Raw genomic sequence first — 16334 nt, forward strand, 5'->3', positions numbered from 1 at the left:
CCCTAAAAACACCAGGGCTCCGAAGAAGCCAAATATCCACCCCCGCAATATCTCTCGAAAGAAGCACACGCGATGAGCAACTACGCGAAGTCACTCGACGACGTCGACGCACGGCCGGTGGCCGTCGTCGGGGCAGGCACCCTCGGGCGTCGAATCGCCCTTATGTTCTCCACTCGAGGCGGCGAGGTGCGGATCTTCGACCAGAGCGCCGACCAACGTGAGGCAGCCGCCCAGTACGTCGATGACACCATCGACGAGACGCTGAAGATCATCGGCAAAGGCGTTGCGGGAAAGGTGATCCCGGCATCAACCCTCGCTGATGCGGTTGCTGGCGCGTGGCTGGTCGTCGAGGCCGTGCCCGAGCGCCTCGACATCAAGATCCCGCTGTGGGGCGAGATCGACGCGGCCGCAGACGATGACGCGATCTTCGCGACCAACTCGTCGTCGTACGCATCGTCGACGATGATCGAGAACGTGCGGAACCCAGAACGCATGTGCAACATGCACTTCTACATGCCGCCGATGTCGAACGCCGTCGACCTCATGTCCGACGGCGAGACCGCCCGCGACGTCCTCGACTCGCTTCTCGTCGTGCTACCCGAGTTCGGCATCCACCCGTTCGAAGCACGCAGGGAGAGCACGGGATTCATCTTCAACCGCATCTGGGCGGCCATCAAGCGTGAGTCACTCGAAGTCGTCGCCGAGGGCGTGTCGACGCCACACGACATCGACGAGATGTTCAAGATCAACTGGCACATGCCAACCGGCCCGTTCGCCATGATGGACAGCGTGGGACTCGACGTCGTGCTCGACATCGAAAACCATTACGCCGCAGAGAATCCGAACCTGCCGACCGGTCCACGCGAACTGCTCGAGCGCTACGTCGACGACGGCAAGCTCGGCCGCAAGACCGGCGAGGGCTTCTACACCTACGAGTGACTGCTGCACCTACCAGTAAACCGTCAGCTCTTGCAGAGCTTCCACGTGCCGTCGTCCTTCACCACGACGACGCTCGTGGTCTGCTTGTCGTCGGGCGTCTTGTCGAAGTGCCAGTGCACGCGGGCCGTCGCGCGGTCGCCGTTGACCGTCACGTCGGTGATCTCCGGAATCACGATGCGGCCCTTCGACTCGACCGAGGTCCGGTTCTGACTCACGAACTCCTGCTCGGAGATGAATGAGCTCGACGACGTGTCGGCGGCACACGTCGACTGCTTGAACTTGCCGTAGTCGACGTTGTTGCGCGCGGTGTAGTTGTCGTTGATCGCGAACTGAACCTGACCGGAATCGCTTGCGCGTTCCTCCGCCGGACGCAGCATGTTGGACAACACGACGGCGAGAATCGCCACCACCACGATGACCAGCGCAATCCAGAAGGGCCACGCGTCTTTCCAGGTGCGTGGGCGCTGGTCGTCGGCGTCGAGGTCACTATCGGGGTTTTTGCTGTCGGATGCACCGCTGGCCATGCCAGGCAGTGTAGTTGTCGTCGAATCAGGCCCGCGCTACCCCCGATCCGGACATCTGCGGCACCACATCTCGTAAGGTGACCCTAAGAGCGCCACCTACGAGAGGACCACCCCGTGCCCCATTCACGACACGTCCGCCCACTGCTCGCCGTGTTCGCGACCATCGCGGCGTCGACTCTGGTTCTCGTCGGCTGCTCGGCCCCCGACGAGAACGGCGACGCTGCCAGGTCGTCGGCTCCGGCGGCCGAACCCGGCGCGCTGCCGGTCACCATCGAGCACAAATACGGTTCGACGACCATCTCCACCCAGCCCACTCGCGTCGCCGCGATGGGGGTCGGCGACGGCGATACGCTGCTGGCCCTCGGGATCACTCCGACAACGATCGCGCCGTTCGCCGATCCCACACAGCGCAGCGCCCCGTGGAATGCCGAACTCCTCGGCGACGCCAAGCCGGTGATCCTGCCCAACGTGTCGGCGGAGTTCGGTGCGCAGATCGCCAAAGCGCTCTCGACCAACCCGCAGCTGGTGACCGCGGTCGGCGCGGCACCCACCCGCGAGCAGTACGACACCCTGAGCAAGGCAGTGCCGACCATCGTGCGGCCCGCGCGATACCAGGATTGGCAGGTGCCGTGGGGCGTCCAGACCACCGAGATCGGTAAGGCCGTCGGACTTCCCGACGCGGCGTCGAAGAAGATCGCCGAGTCAAAGAAGCACGTCGCCGATCTGGTTGCCCAACATCCGGAGCTCAAGGGCAAGACGGGTGTCGTGGTCACCGGGTCGACGGACGGTGGTGTCTCCATCTACGGGCCGGGTGACGGGCGTGCGCAGATGCTCGCCGACTACGGACTCAGCTTCCCCGAGTCACTCAAACCGACGATCACCAGCGGCTTCTATGGTTCGATCTCGGCCGAGAGGCTCGACATGCTCGATGCGGCGGACGTGGTCGTCACAGTGGACTGGTCGGGCGCGAATGCCAAGCTCAAGGCCGATCCGACGTGGAACCGCCAGGCGTTCGTGACGCAGGGCCGAACCGTCTATCTCGATCAGCAGGTCGGAAGCGCGATGTCGGTGCCGACGGTTCTGACGGTCCCGTGGGTCGCCGACAAGGCCGTTGCGCCCATCGCCGAAGCGGCAAGTAAGCGTCCGACGAGTTAGCGAGACTACTGAGGTAACCCTCACAGATGATTTTGGTTAGCGGTGCCCAGCGCCTACCGTAGAGGGGATAAGCGTCGACGCTCCACCGCACTCCAGCGACATACCTGGCGCGTCGAGAAACCCCTGAGCACGAGGTAGACGACACTCTATGACTGATCAGAGCCGCCCGCTGCGGGTTGCCATCGTCGGAGCCGGCCCCGCCGGCATCTACGCCGCCGATGCCTTGATGAAGTCCGACACCGCCAAGGATCGCGGCGTCAGCATCGATCTGTACGAGCGCATGCCCGCGCCGTTCGGCCTGATCCGCTACGGCGTCGCCCCCGACCACCCGCGCATCAAGGGCATCATCACCGCGCTGCACAAGGTCCTCGACAAGCCGCAGGTCCGTCTGCTCGGCAACATCGACTACGGCACCGACATCACGCTCGACGAGCTCAAGTCGCACTACGACGCCGTGGTCTTCTCGACCGGCGCCACCGACGACCGCGCACTCGACATCCCCGGCATCGACCTCGACCGCAGCTACGGCGCGGCACAGTTCGTCGCCTGGTACGACGGACATCCCGACTTCCCGCGCGAGTGGCCGCTCGAGCAGGAGAAGGTCGCCGTCATCGGCGTCGGCAACGTCGCACTCGACGTCGCGCGCGTGCTGGCCAAGACCGGCGACGAACTGCTCCCCACCGAAATCCCCGCCAACGTCTACGAGGGCCTCAAGTCCAACAAGGCCATCGAGGTCCATGTGTTCGGACGCCGCGGCCCCGCACAGGCGAAGTTCACGCCGCTCGAGCTCAAGGAGCTCGACCACTCGCCCAACATCGAGGTCGTCGTCAGCCCCGAGGACATCGACTACGACGAGGGCTCGGCCGTCGCCCGTCGCGGTTCCAAGATCACCGACCAGGTCGCGACGATCATCGAGAACTACGCGATGCGTGAGCCCAAGGAAGGCGCGATCCACAAGCTCTTCCTGCACTTCTTCGAGAGCCCGATCGAGATCCTCGGCGAGAACGGCGAGGTCGTCGGCCTGCGCACCGAGCGCACCCAGCTCGACGGCACCGGCAACGTCAAGCCGACCGGCAAGCACACCGACTGGGACGTCACCGCGGTCTACCGCGCCGTCGGCTACCTGTCGGACAACCTGCCCCACATCCCGTTCGACTCGCAGGCAGGCGTCATCCCCAATGAGGCAGGACGCATCTACGACGACGGCTCCCACCTCACCGGCCTCTATGCAACCGGGTGGATCAAGCGTGGCCCGGTCGGCCTCATCGGTCACACCAAGGGCGACGCCAACGAGACCGTCGAGTGCATCATCGAAGACATGGGTAACGGCGCACTGCTCGACCCCGCCAACCCGTCGGAAGACGCGATCATCGAGCTGCTCGAGTCCAAGAACATCCCGTTCACCACGTGGGACGGCTGGTACCGCCTCGACGAGCACGAGCGCGCCCTCGGCGCCGCTGAGGGCCGCGAGCGCGTGAAGGTCGTCGAGCGCGAGGACATGATCGCCGCATCCGAACCGCACAAGGTTCAGAAGGCCTGACGCACAGCGCACCTGACACACGGCACAAAAGAACGCCGACCGGATTCCGGTCGGCGTTCTTTGTGTGAGAGGGAACCGATCGCCAGGCGATCGGGGTGTATCAGTTCTGTGCGGCCTCGACTGCGGCGGCCGGAGCAGCCTGGTTGCCCGCGTTGTTGTTCGACGGCGCGACCTTCTGCGTGTTCGGGGCGGTTCCGTTCTCGCCCTTCTGCTGGTCGACGTTCCACCAGAAGCCCGCGTTGTTGAGAATGTTCTCCGTCTGGGCTCCGATGGTGTACCCGGAGATCGACGACGGGAAGCAGCTACGCCAGGTGGTCTCCGATGCCATGTAGAACTGGCCCGGCTTGAGCACACCTGCGGGCTGACCCTTGATCGCGGTCTTCTTCGTCGGCCCACCGAACTCGGTGACGTTCACGTTGGTCATGGTCGATCCGCCGATGTTCTTCACGCCCATCCAGCGGTGCATGCGCCAGCCGGGAAGGTTGTCCCAGGTGGGACCCCAGCCCTTGAAGTAGCAGTTGACTCCGCCGAAGAGGGCGAGATCGCCGGGACCGGCAGCTTGGGCGGGTGTCGCAGCAGCGACAGAGCCGGCGGCGATACCGCTGGCGGCAGCGACCGCGGCGATGGCGCGCTTCACAGACTTCTTCATGTCGTATGACCTTCCTGATTCACGTGTGTCGTCGTGCGTGTACCGACCTGCGAGCTGTCGACGCACCGGGGGTGCGACTGTGGACGTTCACCCCCGACGGTTCGTCCCGTCTGATCATGCTTATCGGAAACTCACAGGAACTTGTTACCGGCGCTGAACATCTTGCCCGTTTGGCAATCACTCCGTGACATCGGCCCCGCGTCGCGCCGCGACATGAACCCTCGGCCCGGAACCGGACATTCCAACTCAGGTAAGGTTGCCCTTCGTGCGTCGAATATCCGGCTTGTTGGTGATCGTTGCGGTCCTCACCGCGGCGGTCATCGCGTCGGTGATCATCGGCACGCGCAACGTCCCACCTGCGCAAACCTGGGATGCGTTCACCTCAGGCGTCAGTCAGATCTGGAACTCGATCATCCACCTGCGCGCGCCATCGGTCAGCATGCCCGACGACGTCGCGGGCATCGTGTGGGATCTGCGAATCCCGCGAACCGTGCTCGGCTTGCTCTGTGGTCTGGCGATCGGCGCCGCGGGTGCGATCACGCAGGGACACACCCGTAACCCCATCGCCGATCCCGGCATGCTCGGCGTCAACGCCGGTGCCGCGTGCGCTGTGGTGTGCGGGGTCTACGTGCTCGGTATCTCCTCGCCGATGGCGTTCATGGGATTCGGCCTTCTCGGCGCGATCGTCGCGTCGTGCGCGGTCTTCGGCGTCTCGGCACTGACCGGTACCGGCCCGGTCACGCTGATCCTCGCGGGCACCGGACTCTCGGCGATGCTCACGGCGATCACGTCTGCCGTGGTCCTCTCCGATACGGCGTCGCTCGACGCCTGGCGGTTCTGGAGTGTCGGCTCGACGTCCGGGCGCGGCATCGACATCTTCTGGGCGGCACTGCCCTTCGTCATCGCCGGGTTGGTCCTCGCGCTGGCGAGCGGATTCTTCCTCAACATCCTGAGCCTCGGCGATGAGATGACGACGGCGCTCGGCTCACGCGTGCTGGTGATCCGAGCGGTCGGTATCGCAGCGATCACACTGCTGGTCGGGGCAGCGACCGCCGCCTGTGGGCCCATCGTGTTCCTCGGGCTCGTCGTACCGCACATCGCCCGCGCGTTCACCGGGCCCGACTACCGCTGGATCATCCCCTACTCGGCGCTCATCGGAGCGACACTCATGCTGGTCTGCGACGTCATCGGACGAGTCATCGCCCGCCCGGGCGAGGTCCAGGTCGGCGTCGTCCTCGCGATGGTCGGGGCACCGTTCCTGATTGCCATGGTCCGCCGACAGAAGCTGACGAACGTATGACGACCGAGACCACACCCCAGACCACGGCCACTCCGACGCTCGAACGCCGACGTCTCGTCGTCCACATCGGTCCGTCGTCGTGGGTGGTGCGTCCCCGCATGGTCGCGGTGACACTCACCGGACTCGCACTGATGCTGCTGCTGTTCCTGTTGAGTGTCGGTGTCAGTGACTATCCACTGACGCCGCTCGACGTCGCGCGCATTCTGCTCGGTGGCGGCACGCGCATCGAGAACGTCGTCGTGCTCTCGGATTCCCTTCCCCGCGCTCTGGTCTCGGTCTTGGTCGGTTTCGCGTTGGGCGCTGCAGGCGCACTGAGCCAGTTGATTGCGCGCAATCCCCTTGCCACGCCTGACATTCTGGGTATCACGGCCGGGTCGAGCGCTGCCGCCGTGGCCGCCATTGCCTTCGCAAACGGTTGGGGCGCATGGCTTGCCGACATCGGAGTCCCCGCTGCCGCCCTCATCGGCGGTGTCGTGACGGCGATCGTCATGTACATCCTCGCGTGGCCGGGACGCAAGGCCAACCACGGCATCAACCCGCTCCGACTCGTGCTGATCGGCGTCGGCGTGACCTGGCTGCTGCAGGCCCTGACGTCGTTCCTCCTCACCCGCGCCGACATCAAAGATGTTGCCCGCGCACAGGTCTGGCTCGTCGGGTCGGTGTCGCAATCCACCTGGTCGAGTGTGTGGCCCGTCGCGATCGCAGTCGTCGTCGGCATCGTCGTGATCGCGATGATGTCCCGCCAGATCGACGCGCTGTCGCTCGGCCAGGACATGGCGCGCGGACTCGGGGTTCGCACCACCGCGGTGTCGACCACGGTGCTGCTCGTCGCTGTCGGATTGACCGCGATGGCGGTATCGGCAGCGGGTCCCATCGCATTCATCGCCCTGCTCGCACCGCAGATCGGGATGCGGCTGGCCAGGACACCGGTTCCCACACCGCTGCTGGCCGGGGTGATCGGAGCGATTCTTGTGCTCGCCGGTGATCTGTTGTGCCGCACGGTACTTCCCAGTGGACTTCCGGTTGGCATCGTCACCGCGGCGGTGGGCGGACCGTTCCTCATCTATCTCATGGTCTCGATGTCACGGAAGGCGACAGTATGAGCAGACTCGTCGGCCAAGGACTCAGCGTCGGCTACGACGATCGCGTCGTCATCGAGGGTCTCGACGTCGAGATCCCCGACGCCGCGGTCACGACGATCATCGGCCCCAACGGATGCGGCAAGTCGACGCTGCTGCGTGCCATGTCGCGCCTGCTGCACCCGCGCGAGGGCGTCGTGCTTCTCGACGGTGCCGACATCAACCACACCAAGCCCAAAGAGGTCGCACGCAAGCTCGGGATACTCCCCCAGAATCCCGTGGCGCCAGAGGGACTCACCGTCGCCGACCTCGTCGGCCGCGGACGGTTCCCACACCAGAAGTGGTACCAGCAGGCATCTCCCGACGACGAGGCCGCAGTGGCGTCGGCGTTGGAAATGACCGGGACGACGGACCTGGCCGATCGGCACATCGACGCGTTGTCCGGCGGTCAGCGCCAGCGCGTGTGGATCGCGATGACGCTCGCGCAGGGCACCGACCTTCTCCTGCTCGACGAGCCGACAACCTACCTCGACCTCGCGCACTCCGTCGAGGTACTCGACCTCGTGTACTCGCTGCGCACCGAACACGACAAAACCGTCGTCATGGTGCTACACGATCTGAATCTCGCTGCCCGCTACAGCGATTCGCTGTTTGTGATGACGGCCGGAAAGATCGTGGCGCAGGGCACCCCCAACGAGGTCATCACAGAAGAACTACTCGACGACGCGTTCGGACTGAACGCGCGGGTCATCACCGACCCCGTGTACGGCGACCCACTGATCATTCCGATCGGAACCCGCAGTGCGCGAACCGAAGTCGGCTCGTCGGCCGGGGAACTCTCGATCTGAGAGTTCGAACTGAACGTTCGAGCTAGTTCGACGACCGACCTGGCGTCACCGGCCGACCATTCGGCGTGGCGGAGTGCGGCGCGGGTTGGCGCACCGGGCGAGGCGCGGGCTGCTGCGGTCGCTGTCCGGCCACAGGCGGACGCTGCGCCCCCGCCGCGGGCCGCTGTTCCGGCGCGGGCGGACGTTGTTCTGCCGCGGGACGTTGCTGTGCAGCCGGAGGGCGCTGCCCTGCTGCCTGCGGGCGCTCCTGTGCCGACGGCGGACGCTGCGCGGCGGGCTGAGGACGTTGCCCCACAGGAGGTATCGGCGCCGCGGGCGGGCCGGGAGCACGAAGCGGCACCACGACGCCGCGTCGAGCAGGCCTGCCGGGAACGGGCGTGACGATCGACGCGGCCCGAACGGCACGTTCACGGGCGGTGGCGACGTCGTCGGCGGTTGCGGTGACCACGCCCATCCTGCGGCGGCGGAAACTCTCGGGCTTGCCGAAGAGTCGAATGTCGGTCTCGGGCAACGCAAGTGCCTGCGCGACGTACTCGAACCCGATCCCCTTCTCGTCGAGCTGGCCGTAGATGACGGCCGACGCCCCCGGCGACGCGAGCGTCACGTCGACCGGCAGGCCCAGGATCGCTCTGGCATGCATCTCGAACTCCGAGAGTCGCTGCGTCGCCATGGTGACGAGTCCGGTGTCGTGCGGGCGTGGAGAGACCTCGGAGAAGTACACGTCGTCGCCCTTGACGAACAGTTCGACGCCGAAAATGCCACGGCCACCGAGGTTTCCGTCGCCCATCGCCGTTGCGATACGTGCGGCGATCGACGTCGCGGCACCCAGCGCGAAGGCACTCATCTCGTGCGGCTGCCAGCTCTCGACGTAGTCGCCGTTGACCTGACGATGCCCGATCGGCGCACAGAAGTGCGTCACCAGTCGGCCGGTCGCGGGGTCGATCGCCCGCACCGTGAGCAGGGTGATCTCGTAGTCGAACTCGATGAAACCCTCGACGATGACACGCTCACCGGCAACTCGTCCGCCGGTCGTCGCGGTCCCCCACGCCTTGTCGATGTCCTCCGGACCGCGAACCACGGTCTGTCCTTTGCCCGACGACGACATCACCGGCTTCACCACGCACGGGTATCCGACCTGTTCGGCGGCAATCGTCAGCTCGTCGTGCGAACCGGCGAACAGATACGGCGACGTGGGCAGGCCCAGTTCTTCGTCGGCGAGGCGTCGAATTCCCTCGCGGTTCATCGTGGCCATCACCGCGGAAGCGGTGGGGATGACCTCTGCGAGTCCGCGGCGCTCGATGGTCGCCAAGGCGTCGGTGGCGATGGCTTCGATCTCGGGGACGACGTATGCGGGCGAGTACTTCTCGACGAGGCCGATCAGCGCATCGCCGTCGGTCATATCTATCACCTCGGCGTGATGCGCGACCTGCTGCCCGGGCGCACCCGGGTAGCGGTCGACAGCGATCACCTCGACGCCCAATCGCTGGAAGCCGATGATCAGCTCTTTGCCGAGTTCTCCGGCGCCGAGCACCATCACCCTTGTGGCGGTCGGCGACAGTGGCGTGCCGATGATGTCGGGCGGCCCCACGGTCGGCTGCGCGGGCGACACATCAGGTGTCGCCGCGCCGGTGGCGTGGTCGTCCGCGCTACTCCCGTTGATCGAGGTCATGGGAGCAATCTTACGTGCCGGATTTGCGCCGACGCGCCCCATCTCCCCGGTACTCATTCACTCGAACTCATCCCCGCGCACCCGACCGCCGCCTCAACACATCAGTCCGTGGTCAACCCATGACCTCGTGGATGTAGCACCAGCGCCAGCGCTCGCCCGGTTCGGCCGACCGCATGACGGGGTGGCCGACGTCGTGGAAATGGGCGGTCGCGTGCTGACGCGGGCTCGAATCACAGCAACCGACGTGGCCGCACTCGAGGCAGATACGCAGATGGGCCCAGTGCTGCTCGCCGAGTTGCATGCAGTCTTCGCAGACGCTGATGTCGCCGTGGGCGGGACCTGGGTCGGCTGCCGCGTCGATTCCGATCTCCGCGAGCTCCGGACATCTGGCCTCGACGCCCCCGGATTCGCCACGGGGGTCACCGGCACGGGTACGTGATCGACCGAACAAACGCATGCCACCTATTATCCCCGACGCCATCGCCGGGGACACCCGGCGACTTGATGATCGCGTCAAAGTCTCGAACTCGGGCTAGGTTTGCGCAGTGAGCGCTTCTCTTCTGCTGGTCGGGGTGCTGTCGGTGGTGATCGCGGCGCTGTCACGGCACTACAACCTGTCGGCGCCCCTGGTTCTGGTCCTCGCCGGGCTGGCGATCGGGTGGATACCGGGCCTGTCGGCGGCCGAACTCGACCCCGATTTCGTCCTGTTCGTCATTCTGCCGCCACTGCTCTACTCCGCGGCGCAGGACAGCTCTTACCAGGAGATCCGCGCGAATCGTCGTGCCATCGGCATGCTGGCCATCGGTCTTCCGCTCGCCACCGCGGTGGTCGTCGGCCTTGTGGCGTACGCGTCGGTGCCGCATCTGCCGCTGGCCGCCGCGCTGGTCCTCGGTGCCATCGTCGCGCCGCCCGATGCGGTCTCTGCCCAGGCGATCGGGCGCAGGGTCGGGCTTCCGCGGCGGATCATGACCCTTCTCGGCGGCGAGAGTCTGCTCAACGACGCGACAGCGCTCACCGCACTCCGGGTGGCACTCGCTGCCGCGGTCGGTGCGACGACGTCGGTGTGGGACGGCATCGAGACGTTCCTGCTCGCGGCGATCGGAGGTGTCGTCATCGGCCTGCTGATCGGCTACCTCGTGTTTCGCGTCCGCGACTGGCTGAGCGACCCGACGATCGAGACGGCCATCGGGCTCATGGTGCCGTTCGCGACCTACTTCGTCGCGGAGGAACTGCACACCTCCGGCGTGATCGCCGTCGTCGTCGCGGGGCTGTTCATCGGGCAGCGGTCGGTGCGCGTCGGCTACGCGACACGACTTCAGGACGAAGCCGTCCGCAAATCGATCGACGCACTCCTCGAGGCGTTCGTCTTCCTGCTGATCGGCCTGCAGTTGCCCGATCTCATTCGCGGACTCGCAGGGCAATCCTGGCTCCACATCGCATTCGACGCCGCAATGGTCCTGATCGCCACGATCCTTGTGCGCTTCGCATGGGTGTACCTGTTCACGTATGCGTCCCGACTGCTGCCGGGAGTTCGACGACGAGAACCTCCGCCCAAACCGTCGTGGCTGTTCGTCGTCGGGTGGTCGGGCATGCGCGGCGTCGTCTCTCTGGCCGCGGCGTTCTCCATCCCCCTGACAACGGAGTCGGGCGAACCGTTCCCCGCCCGCGCGGAGATTCTGTTCCTGACCTTCGTGGTGGTCGTCGGCACCCTGCTGATCCAGGGTGTCAGCCTGCCGTGGGTGATCCGACGTCTCGGTGTCTGCGACAACGACGACGCGACCGACCGGCTCGCATACGCAGCAGCACAGGATCGGGCATCACGGGAGGCCGAGGCCTACCTCGACACGATGGCATCAGACATCGGCGATCACGACCCGCGACATCTCCAGGTGGCGATGCTGCGCAAATGGATTACCACACAACGCAATACGGCATGGGAAGAGCTCGGGCGCGGCCCCGAGGACATCGGCGAGAGTCCGACGGCAGCCGGAAACCGCATGCGCAGCAAGATGCTTGCGATCCAACGAAAGGTCTTCATCGACGAGCGCGACGCCGGGCACATCGACGACGAGGTGCTGCGTACCGCGCTGCGTCGTCTCGACTTCGCCGAGGGCACCAACGACCGCGAGGCGTAACGGTCAGTCGTCGACCACCGCGGCGTAGACGCGCGTCTCCTCGGTGCGTCCGCGCAGCGACGTCGTCTCCTGCTCCTCCCAGTGCGCCGCTTCCTGTGGGTTCGCGACGTCGACGGTTCGCCCGGATGCCAACGGACGACGTGGATCTCGCTTGGCGAGTTCGGAAAGTCGGGCGCTCTCGTTGACCGGGTCGCCGATGATCGTGTACTCGAAGCGCTCGATCGCCCCGACGTTGCCGGCGACCGCAGGCCCGAATCCGACGCCGATGCCCGCGGAGAGTTCTGGTACCCGACGCTCGAGTTCCCGAGCGATCTCGCGGGCGGTACACAGCGCGGCGCCCGCGGCGTCGTCGAGGTCGATCGGTGCCCCGAAGATGGCGAGCACGGCGTCGCCCTCGAACTTGTTGACCAGTCCGCGCTGTTGCTCGACGGCCCGCACGATCACCGCGAAGAAGCGGTTCAAGATCTCGACCACCTCCGTCGGAGATCGTTGCGCGGCCAGCGTCGTCGAACCGATCACGTCGACGAACAGAGCCGCGACCGTGCGTTCGGTTCCGCCGAGTGCGGGGTCGGAGCTCAACGCCGCTTCGGCCACCTCACGACCCACGTGGCGGCCGAACAGATCTCGCATCCGCTCGCGCTCACGCAGGCCACTGACCATCGAGTTGAAGCCCACCTGCAGGTCGCCGAGTTCGGTGCCGTCGTAGACGACGAGGTCGACGTCGACATTGCCCGCCTACACCTTGTTCATCCCGTTGCGGACACTCCGCAGCGGACCGGTGACACTCGTCGTGGTCAGCCACGTCAGGAGTAGTCCGGTACCGAGTGAGATCACCGCGAGCACGAAGACTCCGACGAAGAGGTCGAGCTTGCTGGTGTCCTTGCGGAACGCCCCGAATGACACCAGAAGCAGGATGCCGACGATGGGCGTCGCCGACCCGACGATCCACGCGACCACCGCGCGAGACAGCACGCCCGAACGCTTGCGACGTCGGTAACCCGCACTGATCAGATCCGCGGATACCGGTCGCAGCGCGAGCTCGATCAACAGGTACGTGACACCGACGACCACGGCACCCGACAACCCGATGACGAAGAACATCTTCGGGATGAGCATCGGGCTCTGGATCCCGTACATGATGGTGAACATCACGACCGCTCCGAGCCAGAGCGCGGCCTGTAGTCGCAGCAGCCTGCCCGCGACGCGCCTCGTCCGGCGTGCGTCGGACTTGGTCGGTGGCTGTCGTCGAATCGCCCACCGCAGGTCGCGGGTGATGGTGTAGGTACCCCAACCGATTCCGATGACGAACGCGAGCGCCACGTAGATCGGCACCGCGATGTAGTTGATCCACCACATCTCCGGCGCGAACGTCGACGGTTCGGGGATGCCGACGGACGACAGCGAGATGGTGACGACAGCACCGACGAAATTGGAGAGGACGATGGACCCGGTGAGGATCGTCTGGATACGAACGCGCCGTTTGGTCGGACCGTCGCTCGCCGACCCGAGCAGGACCGAGCCGTAGTCGCGTTCCCCCCTGCCGCGGATCATCCACCTACTGTGTCACAGGCAGCGAGTCAGCTGATCCGGATCATCTTCTTGTTGACGAACTCGTCGATGCCGAAACGTCCGAGTTCGCGACCGAAGCCCGAACGCTTCACGCCACCGAACGGCAACTCCGCCCCCTCGGCGCCGACGGCGTTGACGAAGACCATCCCGGCCTCGATCTTGTCGGCGACGCGTAGCGCCTGGTCGGCATCGGTGGTGAAGACGTACGACCCCAGACCGAAGGGAGTGTCGTTGGCCAGTGCGACGGCGGCGTCTTCACCCGAGACCTTGTAGACGGTCGCGATCGGGCCGAACAGCTCCTGCTTGGCGACGATCGAGTCGGGGTCGACGCCGGTCAGCACGCCGGGCGGGAAGTAGGCACCCTTGCGTTCTCCTGCCGATTCGAGGCTCGCACCGGTGGCAACCACCGAGTTCACCTGCTCCTCGAGACGCTCGGCGGCAGCAACCGACGAGAGCGGAGCCAGCCCCTCCCCTGCGGCCTTGACCTTCTCGGTGAACTTGACGATGAAGTCGTCGTAGACGCTCTCGTCGACGATGAAGCGCTTCGCGGCGTTGCACGCCTGTCCGGTGTTCTCGAATCGTCCGTCGATCGCGGCCGACACCGTTGCGTCGAGGTCGTCGGTGGACAGCAGGATGAACGGATCCGACCCGCCGAGTTCGAGGACGACCTTCTTCAGGTTGCGACCCGCGACCTCTGCGACGGCAGCACCTGCGCGCTCCGATCCGGTCAGCGAGACCCCCTGCACACGCGGGTCGGCGATCGCCTCGGCGATCTGCTCATTGGTGGCGTAGACGTTCACGTACGCGCCGGCCGGGTACCCGGCGTCGAGGAAGATCTGTTGCAGAGCGGCAGCCGATTCGGGGCACTGCGGGGCGTGTTTGAGCACAATTGTGTTGCCCAGCACCAGGTTTGGACCGGCGAAACGCGCGACCTGATAGTAGGGGTAGTTCCACGGCATGATGCCGAGCAGCACACCGACAGCGCTGCGTCGAATGAACGCCGACCCCTCGCCCTCGAGCAGCGCGATCGGCTCGTCTGCGAGGAACTTCTCGGCATTGTCGGCGTAGTACTCGTAGATCGCGGCGCTGAACTCGACCTCGCCGACGGACTGGTCGTACGGCTTGCCCATCTCGCGGACGATGATCTTGGCCAGCTCGTCCTTGCGCTCGGTGTGCAGTTCGCCGACGCGTCGGATCAGTGCGGCCCGCTCGGCGACCGTCGAGTTCTTCGACCACGTCGTGAACGCATCCGACGCCGCGGTGATCGCCGCCTCGACCTGCTCATCGGTGGCGGTCGGGTACTCCTTGACGACGTCGCCGGTCGCGGGGTCGACGACTTGGTACAAGCTCATTGCGATTCTCCTCGTCTGCACGCACGGCCGCTCGGCCGACTTCATCTACGAATGTAGTAGTCGACGAGGTCGCGCGCTGAGTGAATCGACAATTCTAGGGCGCTTACGTTGCGGAATCCGCAACATTCTCACTCAAGCAGTTCACTTTTCGGCGAAACCCGCGTCCGTTGGTGACGGATTCCGCACAGTCCGGCTCTTCTGCTCACCCGCGCTCGTCAGATGATGGCCCGACGGACGATCGTCTGGTCACGGCCGGGGCCGACGCCGATGCACGAGATGTGCGCACCCGAGAGCTCCTCGAGCCGCAACACGTAGTCCTGGGCGGTCTTCGGCAGGTCGTCGAACGTCTTGCACTGTGAGATGTCCTCCCACCAGCCGGGCATGTACTCGTAGACCGGCTTGGCGTGATGGAAGCCGGTCTGGGTCATCGGCATCTCGTCGACGCGCTCGCCGTCGACCTCATAGGCCACGCAGATCGGGACGCGGTCGAGGCTGGAGAGCACGTCGAGCTTGGTCAGGAAGTAGTCGGTGATGCCGTTGATGCGCGTCGCGTAGCGGGCGATCACGGCGTCGAACCAACCGCAACGGCGGGCGCGGCCGGTGGTCACACCGACCTCGCCGCCGGTCTTCGCGAGGTACTCGCCCCACTCGTCGAACAACTCGGTCGGGAACGGACCCGAGCCGACGCGCGTGGTGTAGGCCTTCAAAATGCCGAGCACCGTGGTGATCTTGTTCGGTCCGATACCCGACCCGACAGCGGCGCCGCCTGCCGTCGGATTCGACGACGTCACGTAGGGATACGTGCCGTGGTCGACGTCGAGCAGCGTGCCCTGCGAGCCCTCGAGCAGCACCGTCTCGCCACGTTCGAGCGCCTGGTTCAGCAGGAGCTGCGTATTGGCGATGCGATGCTTGAAGCCCTCGGCCTGGGTGAGGACCTCGTCGACGACCTGCGCGGGTTCGAGTGCGCGACGGTTGTAGATCTTGACCAGGATCTGGTTCTTGAGTTCGAGCGCGGCCTCGACCTTCTGCGCGAAGATCTTCTCGTCGAGGACGTCGGCCGCACGCACGCCGACGCGCGCGATCTTGTCTTGGTAGCAGGGCCCGATGCCGCGGCCCGTCGTGCCGATCTTCTTGTTTCCGAGGAACCGCTCGGTGACCTTGTCGATCGCCACGTGATAGGGCATCAGCAGGTGCGCGTCGGCCGAGATCATCAGGCCGGTGGTGTCGACGTCGCGGTCCTCGAGGCCGCTCAGCTCGGTGAGCAGAACCCCGGGGTCGACGACGACGCCGTTGCCGATGACGTTGTTGACGCCCGGCGTGAGGATGCCCGAGGGGATCAGGTGCAGGGCGAACGTCTCACCATTCGGGAGAACGACGGTGTGACCCGCGTTGTTGCCGCCCTGGTAGCGGACGACCCACTGCAGCTTCTCGCCGAGTAGATCGGTCGCCTTGCCCTTGCCCTCGTCGCCCCATTGGGCGCCGATAAGCACGATCGCTGCCATGTCCCCTACTCCTTAGCCGCGCGCATGCGGAACGCGCCGTAACGGACCTACCCTACTTGCTGACCGGGCAGAA

General features: G+C 65.7%; 13 protein-coding genes and 1 pseudogene. 7 read left to right on the top strand and 7 right to left on the bottom strand.

Annotation, left to right across the window (positions count from 1 at the left end; genetic code table 11):
- The first annotated feature begins 72 nt into the window (after positions 1 to 72).
- Complete coding sequence (locus GOSPT_RS16575) at positions 73 to 939, top strand: 3-hydroxyacyl-CoA dehydrogenase family protein (RefSeq protein WP_005207576.1); 867 nt, start codon at positions 73 to 75, stop codon at positions 937 to 939.
- A gap of 23 nt (positions 940 to 962) precedes the next feature.
- Here the strand turns inward: GOSPT_RS16575 and GOSPT_RS16580 are convergent, their stop codons facing one another.
- Positions 963 to 1463 (bottom strand): Rv0361 family membrane protein, encoded by a 501-nt coding sequence (locus GOSPT_RS16580; protein ID WP_005207577.1) that lies wholly within the window; start codon positions 1461 to 1463, stop codon positions 963 to 965.
- Positions 1464 to 1577: 114 nt separating this feature from the next.
- Here GOSPT_RS16580 and GOSPT_RS16585 point away from each other — a divergent pair, with 114 nt between their 5' ends.
- Complete coding sequence (locus GOSPT_RS16585) at positions 1578 to 2618, top strand: ABC transporter substrate-binding protein (RefSeq protein WP_005207578.1); 1041 nt, start codon at positions 1578 to 1580, stop codon at positions 2616 to 2618.
- A 148-nt stretch (positions 2619 to 2766) separates the two neighbouring features.
- Complete coding sequence (locus tag GOSPT_RS16590; protein ID WP_005207579.1) at positions 2767 to 4158, top strand: FAD-dependent oxidoreductase; 1392 nt, start codon at positions 2767 to 2769, stop codon at positions 4156 to 4158.
- Between the two features lie 100 nt (positions 4159 to 4258).
- On the opposite strand, the gene GOSPT_RS16595 is transcribed toward GOSPT_RS16590, so the two are convergent.
- The gene (locus GOSPT_RS16595) at positions 4259 to 4807 is read right to left on the bottom strand and encodes a hypothetical protein (RefSeq protein ID WP_005207580.1); all 549 of its coding nucleotides are present in this window, start codon (positions 4805 to 4807) and stop codon (positions 4259 to 4261) included.
- Between the two features lie 265 nt (positions 4808 to 5072).
- Between GOSPT_RS16595 and GOSPT_RS16600 the strand changes: the two genes are divergently transcribed.
- The 3 genes from GOSPT_RS16600 to GOSPT_RS16610 are packed head-to-tail and all read left to right on the top strand — an operon-like array spanning position 5073 to position 8034.
- Positions 5073 to 6107: a FecCD family ABC transporter permease gene (locus GOSPT_RS16600; RefSeq protein WP_005207581.1), complete on the top strand. Its 1035-nt coding sequence runs from the start codon at positions 5073 to 5075 to the stop codon at positions 6105 to 6107.
- On the top strand, positions 6104 to 7210 hold the full coding sequence (locus tag GOSPT_RS16605; RefSeq protein WP_005207582.1) for a FecCD family ABC transporter permease: 1107 nt from the start codon (positions 6104 to 6106) through the stop codon (positions 7208 to 7210). Before GOSPT_RS16600 ends, GOSPT_RS16605 begins: the two co-directional genes overlap by 4 nt.
- Positions 7207 to 8034 (top strand): ABC transporter ATP-binding protein, encoded by an 828-nt coding sequence (locus tag GOSPT_RS16610; protein WP_005207583.1) that lies wholly within the window; start codon positions 7207 to 7209, stop codon positions 8032 to 8034. Before GOSPT_RS16605 ends, GOSPT_RS16610 begins: the two co-directional genes overlap by 4 nt.
- A gap of 22 nt (positions 8035 to 8056) precedes the next feature.
- Here the strand turns inward: GOSPT_RS16610 and purT are convergent, their stop codons facing one another.
- Both purT and GOSPT_RS23265 read right to left on the bottom strand, forming a co-directional pair.
- A complete protein-coding gene (purT, locus tag GOSPT_RS16615; protein ID WP_083837494.1) occupies positions 8057 to 9703 on the bottom strand; it encodes a formate-dependent phosphoribosylglycinamide formyltransferase in 1647 nt (548 codons plus the stop codon).
- Between the two features lie 112 nt (positions 9704 to 9815).
- Positions 9816 to 10160 carry a UBP-type zinc finger domain-containing protein gene (locus GOSPT_RS23265; RefSeq protein WP_082965504.1) on the bottom strand — a complete coding sequence of 115 codons (345 nt, stop codon included), beginning with the start codon at positions 10158 to 10160 and terminating at the stop codon, positions 9816 to 9818.
- A gap of 88 nt (positions 10161 to 10248) precedes the next feature.
- Here GOSPT_RS23265 and GOSPT_RS16625 point away from each other — a divergent pair, with 88 nt between their 5' ends.
- Entirely contained in the window at positions 10249 to 11838 is a 1590-nt protein-coding gene (locus GOSPT_RS16625) for a Na+/H+ antiporter (protein ID WP_005207586.1), read from the top strand.
- A gap of 3 nt (positions 11839 to 11841) precedes the next feature.
- On the opposite strand, the pseudogene GOSPT_RS16630 reads toward GOSPT_RS16625, so the two are convergent.
- From GOSPT_RS16630 to GOSPT_RS16640, 3 genes and pseudogenes are all read right to left on the bottom strand, one after another.
- A pseudogene (locus GOSPT_RS16630) lies at positions 11842 to 13389 on the bottom strand (adenylate/guanylate cyclase domain-containing protein).
- A gap of 26 nt (positions 13390 to 13415) precedes the next feature.
- Positions 13416 to 14759, bottom strand: coding sequence for an NAD-dependent succinate-semialdehyde dehydrogenase (locus tag GOSPT_RS16635; protein ID WP_005207589.1), 1344 nt, complete (start codon positions 14757 to 14759; stop codon positions 13416 to 13418).
- 215 nt (positions 14760 to 14974) lie between these two features.
- Positions 14975 to 16261, bottom strand: a complete 1287-nt coding sequence (locus tag GOSPT_RS16640) for an adenylosuccinate synthase (protein WP_005207590.1) — start codon at positions 16259 to 16261, stop codon at positions 14975 to 14977.
- Between the last annotated feature and the right edge of the window lie 73 nt (positions 16262 to 16334).

The sequence above is a fragment of the Gordonia sputi NBRC 100414 genome (assembly GCF_000248055.1).
GTDB lineage: Bacteria > Actinomycetota > Actinomycetes > Mycobacteriales > Mycobacteriaceae > Gordonia > Gordonia sputi.

Excerpts from the sequence above, each read along its gene's own strand:
- GOSPT_RS16595 (WP_005207580.1), bottom strand. The coding sequence starts at position 4,807 with ATGAAGAAGTCTGTGAAGCGCGCCATCGCCGCGGTCGCTGCCGCCAGC.
- GOSPT_RS16605 (WP_005207582.1), top strand. The coding sequence starts at position 6,104 with ATGACGACCGAGACCACACCCCAGACCACGGCCACTCCGACGCTCGAA.
- GOSPT_RS23265 (WP_082965504.1), bottom strand. The coding sequence starts at position 10,160 with ATGCGTTTGTTCGGTCGATCACGTACCCGTGCCGGTGACCCCCGTGGC.
- GOSPT_RS16610 (WP_005207583.1), top strand. The coding sequence starts at position 7,207 with ATGAGCAGACTCGTCGGCCAAGGACTCAGCGTCGGCTACGACGATCGC.
- GOSPT_RS16635 (WP_005207589.1), bottom strand. The coding sequence starts at position 14,759 with ATGAGCTTGTACCAAGTCGTCGACCCCGCGACCGGCGACGTCGTCAAG.
- GOSPT_RS16590 (WP_005207579.1), top strand. The coding sequence starts at position 2,767 with ATGACTGATCAGAGCCGCCCGCTGCGGGTTGCCATCGTCGGAGCCGGC.
- GOSPT_RS16575 (WP_005207576.1), top strand. The coding sequence starts at position 73 with ATGAGCAACTACGCGAAGTCACTCGACGACGTCGACGCACGGCCGGTG.
- GOSPT_RS16580 (WP_005207577.1), bottom strand. The coding sequence starts at position 1,463 with ATGGCCAGCGGTGCATCCGACAGCAAAAACCCCGATAGTGACCTCGAC.
- purT (WP_083837494.1), bottom strand. The coding sequence starts at position 9,703 with ATGACCTCGATCAACGGGAGTAGCGCGGACGACCACGCCACCGGCGCG.
- GOSPT_RS16640 (WP_005207590.1), bottom strand. The coding sequence starts at position 16,261 with ATGGCAGCGATCGTGCTTATCGGCGCCCAATGGGGCGACGAGGGCAAG.